This window comes from Dolichospermum sp. LEGE 00246 (assembly GCF_015207865.1).
GTDB classification, from domain to species: Bacteria; Cyanobacteriota; Cyanobacteriia; order Cyanobacteriales; family Nostocaceae; genus Dolichospermum; species Dolichospermum heterosporum.
The window spans coordinates 1-14917 of the sequence record NZ_JADEWA010000086.1 but is presented as its reverse complement, the minus strand read 5'-3'; the positions used below and the strand labels follow the sequence as shown (position 1 = coordinate 14917).

The window sequence follows — 14917 nt, the reverse complement described above, 5'->3', positions numbered from 1 at the left end:
CAGCATTGTACAAATCTTTATGAAGTTTGCGGTGGTAGTGCAACATTTCATTGACTTGCTTATTAGGATATAGTCTGAAAGTCGCTCTACGTAACGCCATTGATAATTACCTCTCATTCACTTTCTTAACTTATGCTATACTAGCATTGTAAATTCGCCGACAACTTAATATTTTGTCAAAAACTCAACTGTCCTCAAAATTCTTTTACTTGCAGTAAAAAACATTTTTTGAACGTTTCATTTTTGACTTGCTTACATCCCCACCCTATGAGTACATTGAGGGTGGGGAATTACGCAAAATAGTTAAATTCCTATCAGCAGCAGGTTTAAATTTTGCAATTTTTTCAGCAACCCCTAACTATGCAATCTAACCTAAATTTGTACTTAGAGTAAGCCACAAAATAAATTATTCTTTACAGGAATATCCGGTAAGTGTAAAGCTCAGTGGCTTTAGCGGCTGAGAGTGTCAAGCCGTTCTCAGTGCTACCATTGGATCAAGTTGAGCCGCACGACGAGCAGGAACGACACCAAAAAATAAACCAATTCCACCAGAAACACTAGCGGCTAATATGACTGCACTTGGTGAAATTGTAGCCTGTAGGGGGGTAAATATTCCCACTAAAATGATGCTACCACCGCCTAAAGCAATGCCGATTACACCACCGGCTACTGATAATATCACGGCTTCAATCATGAATTGCAAAAGAATGTCCTGTTGAGTTGCACCAATAGCTTTCCGCAGTCCAATTTCTTGGGTACGTTCGGTGACAGAAACTAACATAATATTCATAATCCCAATCCCACCCACAAATAAGGAAATACTAGCAATTGCAGCCAACATGATTGTCAATGCTCCGGTAATTGTATTCGTGATTTCTAAAAGGTTCTTTTGGGTTTGAATGGTAAAATCATCTTCACGAACAATTTTGTGCCGACGACGGAGTAAGTTTGTCATTTGGAATTCTGCGGCGGAGATGCTATTTTCATCTTGAGCAGATACAGAAATTAAAGAAACATTAATACCAAAGGGGGATGTTCTCCCTACTAACCGACTAAACATGGTATTAATAGGAATAAAAACTGCATCATCACTATTATTGCCAAAGGAAGAACCTTTAGCTACTGTTAAGCCAATTACCTGAAAAGTAGTATTTTGAATGCGGATTTTTTGACCAACAGGATTTTGATTATCAAATAGTTTAGTGGCTAAATCTGGAGCTAATACTGCTACTCTTTTATTCCGTTTAAGATCAAAGTCATTAAAAAATCTGCCTTCTTTGATTTCAAAACTACGAACTGTTGTATAATTAGGAGTAGTGCCGATCACTGTACTAGTTGTACTTTTATTTCTATAAGTGATTGTGCTTCTGTTATTAATTTCTGGGGCAACTTCTTTAACTGCACGCACTTGTTTAGCGATCGCCTGAGCATCTTGTAAAACTAAAGTTCTGGGCATTGCTGTCACCCTTCCCCGGCTTCCTGGACTCCCAGGGATAATAAATAAGGTATTTGGCCCCAATGATGAAAATTGCTTAGTTGCCAATGTTTGTGCGCCTTCTCCAATGCCAATCATGGCAATTACCGAAGCATTACCAATAATAATCCCTAACATGGTTAAACTACTTCGCAACTTATTAGCTAATAAGGTAGTAGTCGCCATTTTCACACTTTCTAAAATGTCCATATTTTTATTTAATTATGATTTTACTTTTCTGGTTCTTTATTTCCTTTGCCCTTGGTTTTAGGTAGATCAATAAATATGCGATCGCCCGCTTTTAAGCCTTCTAAAACCTGGATTTGGTTATCAATATTTGCACCAATTGTGACTAACTTAAATTGGGGTTTATTTTTTTCACCCAATAACCACACGCCAGTTTTTCCCTTTTGAGTAACAATTAACTCTTGAGGTATTAACAGCGCATTTTGGATATTCTTACCAATAAATGTTACTTCACTAACATTCATTCCCGAACGCAGTTTATTTGCTGCCTTATCAATAGCCACCCGCACCTGAAAAGATGTGACATTTTGCTCAACTACCGCTTCGGGAGCAATCAACCGGACTCGTCCCTGAAAAACTTCATCAGGATAAGCATCAATGGCAATTTCCACTTTTTGTCCCCGTTTAATTTGGGGAATATCCACTTCAGGAACTTTAGCCAGCACTTCTAAACCTTTAGCTAAAGCAACTATGGAAGTAGATGTTGCCGAAGCATCATCTGAAGCGGAAATTGCCGGACTCACATAAGCCCCCACTATCGCGTATCGTTGAGTTACAATTCCCGAAAAAGGAGCGCGAATAATTGTATCTTCTAATTGAACTTGCTGTTGTTTTAACTGAGCCTCAGCACTAGCTACTGCTGCTTTTAGTTTAGTAATTTCTTGAGGACGATTACCATTTTTTAATTTTCGTAATCCTTCTTTTTCTTGATTAACTATTGCTGCTTGCTTTTGAATATCTTGGTTGCGGTTGCCCACTTTTAGTAAAGATAATCGGCGTTGTGCTTCTTCTAAATTAGCCTTAGCTTTACTATTTTCACTCACATATTGTTCTAAACTGTCTTGGGAAATAGCCCCATCTTTAGCTAAATCTTGATAACGTTTGACTCTAGATTGGGTCAGTGCTACAGAAGCTTTTGCCGAGTCAACTTGAGCCTGTGCTTGTTGAATTTCTTGTAACCGATTACCATCTCGAATAATCGCCAATTGTGCCTGTGCTTGGTCTACACGGGCTTTTCCTTGGGCAATTTCTTCGGGACGACTGCCGGCTTCGCTATCTGCTAATTGTGCTTTTGCTTGGTCTAAATTAGCTTTGTATTGGAGAATTCGCATTTTAATTTCCGAATTATCCATGCGGGCAACTATTTGTCCTTGTTTGACAGTATCTCCCTGTTCAACATTTAACTCTGCTAACAATCCTGGACTTTTAGGACTAATATTCACACTTTGAACTGGTTGAACTTTGCCACTAGCGGTAATGCGGACAGTTACGCTTTTTGCTTCTACAGGAACAGTTAATTTACTAATATCTAGGGGTTTATTTCTTTGCTGAATGGTTTTGATTGTGGCTATTGTTCCTACAATTAAGAAACCACCGGCAATTAAACCCATTAACCACCGCCATGGATATTTAACTTTTTTGCCAATTAAGGGAATTTCAATGTAAAAAGTCATGATCAAAAATGGTTAGGAATAGAAGTTGGCAAGAATCTTTTATAGCTGAAAATTTATGATAATCATTTGATTTATTTAATTCATCATCTGATTGGGTGAATTTTCAGTTTGTATAGTTTTCTATCTCCGTCCTGGCTATATTAACACATTTTTCTAGGACTTACGTATTGACAGGATCAAGCAAATATGCAGTATTGGTTTCGGGCATTTTAACCCACATTCCGCATTAGATCCCCGACTTCTCAAAGAAGTCGGGGATCTGGTATTTTGTTATTAACGGTTTTTTAATTCATTAAGTTTATAGACTAATAAACTTTCTTGTTTACTATCTTCTAATTTCTGGGCTATGGAAATAGCTTGTGTATATAAATCCTTAGCTTTGGTAAAGTTGCCCATTTTCTCATAAATTTCTCCAGAGACAAATAAATATTTTAGATCTTCTGCGGGATTGTTAATAGAATCAGTTAGTTTAACCCGATTGTCTAACAGTTTCAAAGCTAAATCGTAACGACCTAATGCAGTATTGGCTGTGACTAAACCATCAATTGCTCGTAATTGATTGGGACGTTCAAAACTTTTTTCAGCTAACTGCATTGCCAAACTATAACTACCAATAGTCTTTTGATAATCGCCCATAGCTAAATAAGCATCACCAAGATTATTTAGGGTATTAGCTTCACCAATAGTATCACCAATCTGGCGGCGAAAAGTTAAGGCATATTCGCCAATTTTCACGGCTTTATGATAATCACCTATGCGGAAAGCAACCAAGCTTAAATTACTTAAAGATAGTCCTTGTCCTTCTGGGCTAATAATATTACGAGCCACTACTAAAGCATCTTCAAGAGTTTCTTGGGCGGCGATATTTTCGCCTTTTTGGAGAAATAAGGTAGCTAGATTATTTAGGGCAAAAATTTGATTTTGAAAATCTTGATTATCACGGGCGATCGCTAACTGTCGGCGAATGGCATCTTCAGCATTATTGATATCATTTAATTGCAGATAGGTATTAGCTAATAAATCATAAGTTAAACCCTGGGCTTTTAAATCACCTAATGAGTGGTAAATTTCCAAAGCTGCTAAGGATAATTTTAGGGTTTTTTGGGGAAATCCCTGGGATAATTGCTGTCTACCTTGTCTGAGTAATTTATCAGCTACATTTCGTGATGATTTACCAGCGGGATTATTTAAAGGACGATGAATTTGTTGGGTAATATCAATTGCTTTTACACCTGTGGTAGTCAATAAACAGGTGAGTGTTACCATATAAAAAGTCAATTTTGATAAATTGCTGATATTAATCGGATTTCCTGATAGTAAATGCCGCTGTTTCATAAGAATACCCGGTAAGTGGGAAACGAGCGTGGCTTGGCTCCCTGAAAGGGAAACGACACGAGCGGTTTTAACCGCTGTGGATATTAAAATTGAAACCAGATTTTTGATTGGAATCTGGAAACCAACTCCCATTTCTGGGGTAATGTTAGCCTTGACCTGTTATAAGAGCTTGCTTGAGCTTGCAACACTGTTCCTGTTACCTTAGAACTGTTTAATCACAAGCGACAGAGCAGGGAACTGGCTACGCATTCGGTGGGTGTCGTGACTCAAATAACGGCTACCATGAGAGTAAACTCAGGGTGGTATGGTCAGTACGGCTTGCTTGATTACTCTTGCAAGCCCAGTCCCTTTAGGGCTGGGTTACTGACAATATCTAACCGTGAAATTCTGGCTGTAAGTAAATGGTATAAGACAATTTTTATCTGAGCAAGCCGATAACTAACAAAAGTGATTTTTGCTGTGGTTCTGTACCGTAAATGGGCGACTGTGATTATTATAGCTAAAGTTAGGATTAAATCCCAGCTTCACCTAAGTAAATAGCCCGAATATCAGCAGGTAATTTATCTTCTAGCATCTCATAACCTTCTTGGAGAGAAATTGCGACTTCCGAAGGGGAAATTTGTTCTCCTTCAGCTTGCAAATACGCAGCAATTCTGGTTTCACTCCAGTGGAAGGTTTGCGCCATTAAGACGATTAATCGTGATATTGGTGGTAGTTGATCTAATGCCTGTTCTACATAGCACCATAATGGTGGGGATGTATCCTTGAGGGAATAATGAATGGCTTCTGTGGGTGGAAGCTTAATCTCGTTAATATGGAATGCGGTGATGTTAATTAACCAATTTTGTAAGGTTAAGGATTCCGTTTCTGTGGCTGCTTGGTTTAAGTCCAGTCCTCCTAATTCATAATAGATATTTCGCCAGATGAGAGCAAATAAATAATCAGCTTGCACAGGCGATCGCGCCGAATGCCGAATTAAGGTGTAAACTATGGGACTATAACGGCAAAAAATCACCGTAAAATACTTGCCATAATCTGGATATCGCTGAAATAGACTCAGTAGTTCTTGATCACTGTGATGAAATAGCGACTTCACCAATGGGTGATTAGCTTCGGGAAAGTGGGGAATTTGCACAATCTCTGAACTAGATAACTGTTAAAATATACTAGGGAATGGTGATGCGATTATTAATAATATCAGACAGCAATACTTGTTGGTTCAGGAAATATAGGTTGGGTTGAGCGAAACCCAACCAAATCCTTGATCATGTTGGGTTATGGCTGATGCCTCAGGCGATAGCGAAGCGCTGCTGCAAGCAGTTCGCCGGGATACCCCAGACTTCGTGAACGTTCCGATTGCTCCGCAACGCTAAAGCGAACAACCCAACCTACCATAAGTAATTGGACAAAAATATTTACGGTCATTGCGAGCGAAGGGAAGCAATCACAACCCTTGGAATTGCTTCATTTCACTTCGTTTCATATGGCTAACGCCACGCTGCGCTAATGCAATGACATTGTGTAATTAATTCTGTCTCACTACTTATAATGACTTTTCAGGCTTAACCGAGCAGTATTGTATTGGAAAGTCAGTTAGTTTGCAAAGTCAGACCGCGAGACTATTGATAAACTAGAAACAAAGACTTAATGTTAGTCTTAACTGACAATACTCAAAGCGTCTCCTTTATTGTGATTGTGTTTGTTCATGGTTATAGAAGCTAGTTCCATAATGTTCCTGCTGAGTCCACTCACTTTCGGCTCTTTCTTGCCCTCCCTGCCCTTGGATAGCCTGTTCTCCACCCAGGGGATTATGATTATGCTATTGGCAGCTTACGCTGGTGCTATGTGGATGTTTCTCAGCAGCGCCCCTAAAGTTTATACTGTCATGGTATCGGATTTAGAAGTTGCCCGACAGTTGTATGCAGGGTTGCTAGATTTACCTGTAGCGGAAGTCCCTTTGCACTATTATTACAACTACGAGCAAACCATTGGGGCAACAGGTATTGACCCGCTGTATATGTCCGCTGGTCCCAGTTGGTCTAATAACACCATGAATAATGGTAGTGACGGACTATGGTATCAACTCAAGAAAAATACTCAATTACATATTATCACTGGTGCAAGTTTAGGCAAAAAAGATCAGCATCGTCATGTTTGCTTTGATCATGATTGTCTAGAATTAATTTTAATGCGGGTAGAAGTCAGAGGTTTAAAGTTCAAAATTCGCAACCAAAAGCCTTTGAATTTTTTAGTTAAGGATTATGAAGGGCGTGTCATTGAAATGGCTGAAGTTGCTAATTAGTCATTATGGGTGTGTTGGGTTTTCCTAATGCACCCTGAATAATATGAATTAGGGTTAATTTAACTTATCACAGAAGGAAATTACAGAGAGAAAAAACTCAAGTGAGAATAAAAACAAACAAACATATTGAGTAAAAAAAGGCAGAGGAGAAACATTAAATCACCAAAAATGGCATTATTTTCCTTCCTTTTCCTGTCCTAAAAGTAAAATCTTGTCATATAAAAGCGGAGAAATCCAAAAATTAGAATTTTCAATCAACTTATCCATCAAAGGCTTAACAGCCACAATAAAACCCTTCTTTTTCCCTTCTAATAAAACCCCCAATGACCCCGTAATTCTAATTCCTAACCGTTCTCAGCCCTTCCCCTGCGTTCATCAATTAACAATAAATCAGTCTTTAACTCCAATGCTAAAATAATAGCCTCTGACTCCCCATTATCTAACTTAGCTTGTTGTTTTAATTCATATACTTTATTTTTATCTTTCACAGTCTTAACCTCCAATAAAGGAGATTTTTCTGCTTGTATTTCGCTTAAAAATAGAGGATGACACCTGGATAATTCTTCATAAACTGCTTGAGGAATAATCACCCTTTCATAAAGTGCCTGCAACAGAAAAATATGTTCAGTACTAATTAAATTAGTAATCACAGAAGTATCGCTAATGATCACAATCTTCCCAACTCCTGTAAATTCTGTAAATCAATCTCAAAATCCTCCAAATCATAATGATACAAAGGTATTTTACGTGCTTTCAGTAAATCTCGAAAAGCATTTAACTCCATTTGTGCCATTTTAGCTGCATAATCACAAGTTAATCGCCCCGACTCAAATAAATGTAATGCAATCTCTTGTAAAAATTCCGTAGGGGTTAACTGGGAAGCGTCTAAAAATTCATCTGCAATCACTAATGACATTACCAAAATCTCTTAATTCTATATTTATATTTTAGCGAACAATGTCCACTTTAAAAATCTGACTTCCTAACAAATTAATGCTTCTGTTCCCCCAATACTATTGCCAATTTTCTAAAATATGTCTGAAACCCAATAAAATCTTGACGATATCAATAGGGTTTCAGGGCTTTGGCAATAGTATTGTTCCCCAAGAAACAATTACGGGAGTAGTGGCAAGACTCACTTTTTACTCAGATGAATATGGCTACACAGTGGCACGCCATTTTGCATAAATGTTGAAAGTATGCGGCAATTATCACAGCGTTATATCAAGTAGGTTGGCGTTAAAAATTGTCGTTATGACAAAGGAACAGGGTGGAGACCCACTCAATGCAGAAAAGAAACCAATCAAGAAAAATAGTGGGAAAAAGAGAGGGGGACAACCAGGACACAAGGGATTTACAAAGTTTCTGTATCCAGAATCTGAGTGTGCAGAGGTAATAAATTATAGGGTTTTGTTGGGTTTCGCAAAGCCATTGCTCCGCGAACGTTCACGTTCCACAACCCAACCTACATTCTAACCCTCTTTTTGTTCTTGGAAAAACTTCTGATCAATAGTTTTCCTATATTCTCTATTAGCAGAAGTAGCCGTTATATGATAGTCAACTGAATTATCCACAAAGGGGACAGTTAACTTAAATGTACCATCAGGATTGACCTTGACTTTTTGACCATCAATAGTGACATTTGCACCTGCTTCTGTAGCACCATGAAGAACCAATTCTGTATCAACGATAACCCAGAAATCTGTACTGGGACGACTAAAAATACGAACTGTTCCAGAACGCGCTAAACACAACCACTGATTATCACGATTCACATAACCGATTTCTGTCATGTAGTCCCGTTCACCTTTGGAAATAGGTACATAACGATCATTGATTGCGGTTTCACATTCGTATTGTGCATCGAACTGAGGACGCTGATAGCTCAGATCAAGATTGGTAACATCATAGACCCGGATAGCCAACATGGTAAATCCTTGATTGTGTAATGCTTGTTGATGATCTTCAGAAATATACCAAGATAGGTAAGCCCATTTGGGAGTGCGGGGTGTGAAAATAATTCTAGTATTTCCAGTCGCATTGATGGGATTAATATTAGTCCAAGCTTCTATCTCAGCATCTAATTCCATTGCTATAGCTTCATTTGTAGCTGGAAGAGGCAAGGGAGTAGGATATATCTCTTCTTCTATTTCCGGGGTATTGAAGGTAATTTCACTAGTAATGGCGTTTAAAGCCTCCCCTAACTCGAATGGTAAATCAGATAATAAATCTTGAGTTTGTGGTGATTGGCTGACTGGTTGAGGTGCTTGGGTTAGGTTGAGAACTTCTGTTATGCTCTTATCTGACTTAACTGGTGTGGAGGTAATACCAAGTAATTCTGATAAGGATGTAATCTTTTGATTAGATTTAATTACAGGCGTTTCTGGTGCTTCTAATGGAATATTACTGACTTCATTCCTGGAAATATCTGCATTAATTGGCTGGTGGTGAATATTCGGGATTTGTGGAAAGTAACTATTAACGACAATAACAGGGTCTTCTGTCTCCCAAGCCACTTCATCATAGTTGAGATCAAGATTAATTTCAGACATTTCCTGAATTTGATTATTGGGATAAGTTGTCTGTGGTACATCTATAGTGGCTATATTACTCACTGACGTTATTTCCTGGTTATCATTATCTTTGTAGTAATTTGCACCATTACCATTACCATTTAATATTGATGCAAATGCTTCTGAATCTGACAGAGTAAACATTGCCTCTGGAAGAGAATCACTTTCTTGATTTGAGGATGCCTGCGCTTTTTCAATCGGTAGCGAAGCACTGCTGCTGGCAGTTCGCTTTCTTCTTCTCAACCACAATGGCAAAAAGCTACTGAATCCCGCAATTAGTAATAAAGGCATTAGTAATAAAAACCTCATATTTTTGGTAATCATGGAGGGATTATCAAAGAGGTGTATCAACTGTATTTCCTTTCCAGCGTCTTGAGGTTCGGGTATAACTAATTTTTCAGGCGTTGGTGTTACTAGAGATGGACTTTGAGAAACGGAAGGAGTTACTGTGGCTGTAGGTATTTCTGAAGGGGTCGTGGTAGAGATATTAGCCACAGGCAGAGACATAGTTTGTATGGATATGGCTGCAATAGCAATTGCTTCTGCTTCTTTAGCCGCTTTTATAGACTCTTCTCCTGGCTTGGCTAAAACAAAACCTAGAAAATCTCTAACTTTAGGACTGGGATTTTCTTTATAAGCGTAAACAAAAGACTGGAAAAAAGGATATTTAGAATTATCTGGCAAAAAATCTTGTACTTTTAGTACCCGCACATCTGGTAACTTAGCAATTTGACTTGCTAACACATAGCTAATGCCATCATTACTTAATTCTTTAACAATGTTAGGTGTGTCGTCTTTCGCAACCTGCACCGCATTAGTACCTGTCAATACTTGTCCAGACTTAAATACTGAATATTCACTAAAGGAATTACGAGTATCACTATCAAAGGGACGATCTATAAATCTAATCTTACCCTTAGCATTTCCCAATTCTGACCAATCTGTAATTTCTCCTCGAAAAATCTTGGCAAATTGCTCAGTAGTCAAGCCATCATAGAAGGGATTATTCATACCAACAATGATGGCAATTTTTTCTTGACGCACTAGCACCTGTTTTAGACCTTGTGCTTTTTCTTCTGGAGTGAGTTTGCGACCAAGGGATGCTACATCAGCTTTACCATCTAAAACTGCTTTTACGGCATCTTCATTGCCATTGATGGCAATTTCTACTTTAGTTCCCGAAAACTGGGTTTCAAAGTTTTCTTTTAAGCGTTGGTTGACAAGCAGGGAGTTACGAGAACTATCAACTTTAACTACAGTCCCATTTTCTACTTTTTCTGGTAGGGGAAAATCTGGAGTCTCACTTGTGGATTCTGCTTGGATGGGTAGGGAAATTAAGAAATTTGCTACCATTGGACTGGTAACTATAGCCATTAATAAGGCCAGTTTGATAATTACACGATTTTTTTGTTGTTGTTGCCACATATATCTCTGATTTAGCTAATATAAATGAACTACTCGCCAATAATCAAAATATTATTTGATTGAGTAATGCTTTGTCCAAATTGGAAAAAGCCTTGATTTGTAGGTTAAGTTATTCGCCTTAGCGTTGCCCAGCCATAGCATAAAACTTAAAAAATGCGTTAGTTTACGCTTTAGCTTAACCCAACCTACAGAAAATGGTTAAGGTATTGATTGAGAAGATGGGTTAATTATACAGCGTGAGTTATTTTTATCTGTGATAACACAAGTGATTAAATTAGAACAGGAATTAGGAGTAATTGCGAGCGAAGAGAAGTCATTGCAAGCGAAGAGAAGCGATCGCAACCCTGACAATCACTTCATCTCACTTCATTCATTGCAAACGAAGAGAAGTCATTGCAAGCGAAGGGAAGCGATCGCAACCCTGACAATCACTTCATCTCACTTCAGTCATTGCAAACAAAGAGAAGTCATTGCGAGCGAAAAGAAGTATACAATTTGATCAGACGATCAAGATTTAACCCCTTGTTACCATAACTTCATTGACATGAAATTAGTTACAGAACTATCTATTGATCAGACCAAACCATTAAACCCATTGGTTGATGGACTGAATGAAAAGTTAATTGATTTACCTAGTTTACATCAAATTATTGATTATTCTCCTGTAACTATTGGTCATGATGGTTATGTAATGGATGCTATTAAATTGATGAATCAGGTTGCAGTTAGTCATTTAACACCAGAAGCAAAAGACTATGTTTTGGTAGTAGAGGGCAAGAAATTACAAGGAATTTTGACGATTAATGATGTACTGAAGGTAGTTGCCTCAAATACTAACCTATCAGCAGTGAAAATGGCGGATGTGATGAATCAGTCACCAATTACCCTCAAAGAATCAGATTCTGAGCATATTTTGACCGTGTTGGCACTTTTACAGCAGCATGGTATTCAACAGTTACCTATAGTAGATGACGAAGACAATTTAATTGGTATTGTCCATGAAAAAGACTTACTACAAAGCTTAAATATAGAAAAAATAGTGGGTGTGATTGAGGCATTACAGGAAAATCTTGGAGATTCTCATACAAAACACATAGCAATTAATCAACAATTAGAAGTAATTCGCTGGCAAACTTATAATTATTTACAACAATGGGTGAAAGAAGAGGTTGCTGATAGTGTAGAAATTAATCTGCAACTTCAGGAAACTTTAGAAGAACTGCAAATTGCAGAAGAAGAACTGCGGCAACAAAATGAACAATTGATCTATTCCCGTGAAATTACTGAAGCAGAACGACAGCGTTATCAAAATCTATTTGAATTTGCACCTAATGGTTATTTAGTAACTGACAGTTTAGGTATAATTCAGCAAGCTAATTATGCAGCAGCATCCTTATTATCTGTAGGTCAAAATCATCTGATTGGCAAGCCATTACTGGTGTTTGTTGTTGAAAAACACCGCTTTCAGTTTGTAGCCCAGTTAAAAAAAATACAGCATTTACAGGAATGGGAAATAGATTTCCAGCCTCGCCAAGGTTCGCTATTTTCTGCTAGTGTCAGAGTAAATCCTATATCTGATAGTGAAGGTAAAAGAACCGGGTTATTGTGGTCAATAACTGATACTAGCGAACAGCAAGCTGCACTGCGTGAACGCAAAAAATTAGAAGCAGCCCTCCGTCAAAATAGCGATGTCTTGGAAACCAGAGTAAAAGAGCGCACGGCAGAATTAGTGATTGCTAATGAGCGATTGCAACAGGAAATCGTGGAACGAGAACAGATTCAAAAGTCTTTACAAGAAAGTGAAGCCCGACTTACATTGGCGCTGGAAGCGGGTAAAATTGGCATCTGGGACTGGCATATCCAAATTAATAAAACTCTCTGGTCTGTTAATTTGGGTTTAATGTATGGTTTACCTATTAATATTTTATCTCCTGATTGTGAAGACTTTCTCAAGTTAATCTATCCTGAAGACCGTGAGCAGTTTCAAAAATGTGTGAGTGCTTCTATTGAGAAAAAAGTTGATTTTGTCTGTGAGTATCGAATCGTTGCTAGTGATGGTAGTCTAAATTGGTTGAGTTCTAGAGGAAAAGTTTACTGTAATGAAAATGGTGAACCGATTCGGATGATTGGTACTACTAGAGATATTTCTGAACGGAAGGCAACTGAACAGCAACTCTATGAACAAGCTGCCCTTTTAGATATTGCAAATGATGCAATTTTTGTCCGTGATTTTCAAGCCCAAATTCTTTTTTGGAATCAGGGTGCAGAGAAGATATATGGGTGGAAACGTCAGGAGATTTTAGACAAGAATCCCAAGGATATTTTTTATGATTCAACTTCCCATGAGCAAGAGATCATTCCTCTGAAAACTGTAGTGAGATTGGGCAGTTGGCAAGGTGAATTACGCAAACGTACACAATCGAATCAACTAATTATTGTTCAAAGCCGTTGGACATTGATGTTAGATGGTGATGGACAACCTAAATCTATTCTCACGGTAGATACTGATATTACTGAAAGGAAAAGACTAGAAGATCAGTTTTCCCGCGCTCAACAGATGGAAATTCATGCTAAAAGAATGGAAAGTATTGGGACTTTAGCAGGTGGGATTGCTCACAATATCAATAATCATTTAACACCGATTTTAGGATATGCTCAATTACTTAGAAGTAAATCTTCCTTAGATAAAGATAATTGTTTGCCAATGCTAATAACTATTGAAAATAATGCTAAAAAAGGGGCAGCTTTGGTAAGACAACTTTTATCTTTTGCTAAGGGAGTAGAGATTCAATATACAATTATTCAGATTGGTGATTTGATTAGGGATACTATTCAGATGGCTAAGGAAACATTTTCTTTTCCTCAATCTATCAGATTTTTAACCGATCTCCCGCCAAAATTATGGACGGTATCTGGGGATAAGAATGAACTGGAACAGGTATTAATTAACTTGATGATTAATGCTGGTCATGCTATGCCTAATGGTGGCAATCTGTCTATTTCTGCGGAAAATTTGTATATTAGTGAAGAGATTAGACGCATAAATCATTACGCTTGTGTGGGAAATTATATTGTAATTACCGTGGAAGATACGGGGACGGGGATGCCACCGGAAATATTAGAAAGAATATTTGAGCCATTTTTTACTACTAAGGATATTGGCAAAGGAACAGGATTAGGACTATCAACATCACTAGGAACGATTAAAAGTCACAAAGGTTTTATTAATGTTGATAGTGAAGTGGGGAAAGGTAGTAAATTTAAAGTATTTTTACCATCGGTAAATCAGGAAGTTATCCCTTTAGAACCGGATTACCGGGAAACGTATCCAGGACGACGAGAGTTAATTTTGGTGGTAGATGATGAACCCCAAGTGCTGGAAGTTACGAAAAATATTTTAGAAAGTTACAATTATCAAACTATTACTGCTAAAAATGGGATGGAGGCGATCGCTATTTATGCCCGGTACAAACAGCAAATTAGAGCAGTGTTGATGGATATGATGATGCCAGAAATGGATGGAAGTTCTGCTATCTCCAATTTGAAAAAAATCAATCCTCAAGTCAAAATAATTGCTTGTAGTGGACGCAATATCCAAAATATGCTGGAATCAAGTAATGAAAATCAAGTTCCTGCGATTTTATTAAAACCCTACACTAATCAAGAATTACTGGAAACATTGAGTTATGTCCTCAAGGAGTCAGGAGTCAGGAGTCAGGAAGAAGGAAGAAAGAAGAAAGAAGAATAAAATTACCCAATTATCAATTACCAATATTTGAGTATTTTGAACAGATTTTTGGGAATCGTAGCACTTATGCTCATAGAATTGACCGATTCATGAGACTTTTATTCTTTCCTGGCAAATCTATGACACCTCAAGAATTTTTAGCAAAGTTGGCAACAGCCCCAACAGACCCCGAAAAACTGGTAATTTTTGCAGAATACTTGGATACAAATGCCTTAGACTATGCCACAACACCAAGGTGGAGAAGTCTTTCTTATAGTAACGAAATTGAAATGGCACTAAAAAATGTGGCCTTTCATTTAGAAGCGCTCGCTGAAGTTGAGTAATAGGTGAGGGAGTGGGGGGAGTTGGGGGAGTTGGGGG

13 protein-coding genes are annotated in these 14917 nt (G+C 37.9%); 5 read left to right on the top strand and 8 right to left on the bottom strand.

The annotated features are described in order from the left end of the window. Nucleotides 1-466: 466 nt before the first annotated feature. The 4 genes from IQ228_RS08770 to IQ228_RS08755 all read right to left on the bottom strand — a co-directional run bounded on the left by IQ228_RS08770 (nt 467) and on the right by IQ228_RS08755 (nt 5644). A complete protein-coding gene (locus IQ228_RS08770) occupies nt 467-1684 on the bottom strand; it encodes an ABC transporter permease (protein ID WP_193962666.1) in 1218 nt (405 codons plus the stop codon). A gap of 20 nt (nt 1685-1704) precedes the next feature. Further along, complete coding sequence (locus IQ228_RS08765) at nt 1705-3174, bottom strand: efflux RND transporter periplasmic adaptor subunit (protein ID WP_193962665.1); 1470 nt, start codon at nt 3172-3174, stop codon at nt 1705-1707. 273 nt (nt 3175-3447) lie between these two features. Then, on the bottom strand, nt 3448-4509 hold the full coding sequence (locus IQ228_RS08760) for a tetratricopeptide repeat protein (protein ID WP_027403648.1): 1062 nt from the start codon (nt 4507-4509) through the stop codon (nt 3448-3450). A 511-nt stretch (nt 4510-5020) separates the two neighbouring features. Further along, complete coding sequence (locus IQ228_RS08755) at nt 5021-5644, bottom strand: hypothetical protein (RefSeq protein ID WP_027403647.1); 624 nt, start codon at nt 5642-5644, stop codon at nt 5021-5023. 570 nt (nt 5645-6214) lie between these two features. On the opposite strand from IQ228_RS08755, the gene IQ228_RS08750 reads away from it, so the two are divergent. After that, complete coding sequence (locus IQ228_RS08750; protein WP_027403646.1) at nt 6215-6811, top strand: hypothetical protein; 597 nt, start codon at nt 6215-6217, stop codon at nt 6809-6811. 174 nt (nt 6812-6985) lie between these two features. On the opposite strand, the gene IQ228_RS26525 is transcribed toward IQ228_RS08750, so the two are convergent. From IQ228_RS26525 to IQ228_RS08740, 3 genes are read right to left on the bottom strand one after another with little or no spacing between them, the layout of a single operon-like run. After that, nucleotides 6986-7096 (bottom strand): DUF3368 domain-containing protein, encoded by a 111-nt coding sequence (locus IQ228_RS26525; RefSeq protein ID WP_236630630.1) that lies wholly within the window; start codon nt 7094-7096, stop codon nt 6986-6988. 59 nt (nt 7097-7155) lie between these two features. Continuing rightward, entirely contained in the window at nt 7156-7482 is a 327-nt protein-coding gene (locus IQ228_RS08745; RefSeq protein ID WP_228043765.1) for a hypothetical protein, read from the bottom strand. Beyond that, nucleotides 7479-7727: a UPF0175 family protein gene (locus tag IQ228_RS08740; protein WP_027403645.1), complete on the bottom strand. Its 249-nt coding sequence runs from the start codon at nt 7725-7727 to the stop codon at nt 7479-7481. Before IQ228_RS08740 ends, IQ228_RS08745 begins: the two co-directional genes overlap by 4 nt. A 140-nt stretch (nt 7728-7867) precedes the next feature. Here IQ228_RS08740 and IQ228_RS27090 point away from each other — a divergent pair, with 140 nt between their 5' ends. Next, nucleotides 7868-7999 (top strand): hypothetical protein, encoded by a 132-nt coding sequence (locus IQ228_RS27090; protein ID WP_255549955.1) that lies wholly within the window; start codon nt 7868-7870, stop codon nt 7997-7999. 284 nt (nt 8000-8283) lie between these two features. Here the strand turns inward: IQ228_RS27090 and IQ228_RS08735 are convergent, their stop codons facing one another. Then, on the bottom strand, nt 8284-10809 hold the full coding sequence (locus tag IQ228_RS08735) for a substrate-binding domain-containing protein (protein WP_193962664.1): 2526 nt from the start codon (nt 10807-10809) through the stop codon (nt 8284-8286). 253 nt (nt 10810-11062) lie between these two features. Here IQ228_RS08735 and IQ228_RS08730 point away from each other — a divergent pair, with 253 nt between their 5' ends. The 3 genes from IQ228_RS08730 to IQ228_RS08720 all read left to right on the top strand — a co-directional run bounded on the left by IQ228_RS08730 (nt 11063) and on the right by IQ228_RS08720 (nt 14880). Next, the gene (locus tag IQ228_RS08730) at nt 11063-11308 is read left to right on the top strand and encodes a hypothetical protein (RefSeq protein ID WP_193962663.1); all 246 of its coding nucleotides are present in this window, start codon (nt 11063-11065) and stop codon (nt 11306-11308) included. Between the two features lie 45 nt (nt 11309-11353). Further along, the gene (locus IQ228_RS08725) at nt 11354-14557 is read left to right on the top strand and encodes a PAS domain S-box protein (protein WP_193962662.1); all 3204 of its coding nucleotides are present in this window, start codon (nt 11354-11356) and stop codon (nt 14555-14557) included. A gap of 119 nt (nt 14558-14676) precedes the next feature. Continuing rightward, entirely contained in the window at nt 14677-14880 is a 204-nt protein-coding gene (locus IQ228_RS08720; RefSeq protein WP_027403642.1) for a hypothetical protein, read from the top strand. Nucleotides 14881-14917: the final 37 nt, after the last annotated feature.

Bases quoted from the DNA above. Each gene is read 5' to 3' on its own strand.
- IQ228_RS08770 (WP_193962666.1), bottom strand. From the start codon at position 1,684: ATGGACATTTTAGAAAGTGTGAAAATGGCGACTACTACCTTATTAGCT.
- IQ228_RS08765 (WP_193962665.1), bottom strand. From the start codon at position 3,174: ATGACTTTTTACATTGAAATTCCCTTAATTGGCAAAAAAGTTAAATAT.
- IQ228_RS08760 (WP_027403648.1), bottom strand. From the start codon at position 4,509: ATGAAACAGCGGCATTTACTATCAGGAAATCCGATTAATATCAGCAAT.
- IQ228_RS08750 (WP_027403646.1), top strand. From the start codon at position 6,215: ATGGTTATAGAAGCTAGTTCCATAATGTTCCTGCTGAGTCCACTCACT.
- IQ228_RS08740 (WP_027403645.1), bottom strand. From the start codon at position 7,727: ATGTCATTAGTGATTGCAGATGAATTTTTAGACGCTTCCCAGTTAACC.
- IQ228_RS08735 (WP_193962664.1), bottom strand. From the start codon at position 10,809: ATGTGGCAACAACAACAAAAAAATCGTGTAATTATCAAACTGGCCTTA.
- IQ228_RS08725 (WP_193962662.1), top strand. From the start codon at position 11,354: ATGAAATTAGTTACAGAACTATCTATTGATCAGACCAAACCATTAAAC.
- IQ228_RS08720 (WP_027403642.1), top strand. From the start codon at position 14,677: ATGACACCTCAAGAATTTTTAGCAAAGTTGGCAACAGCCCCAACAGAC.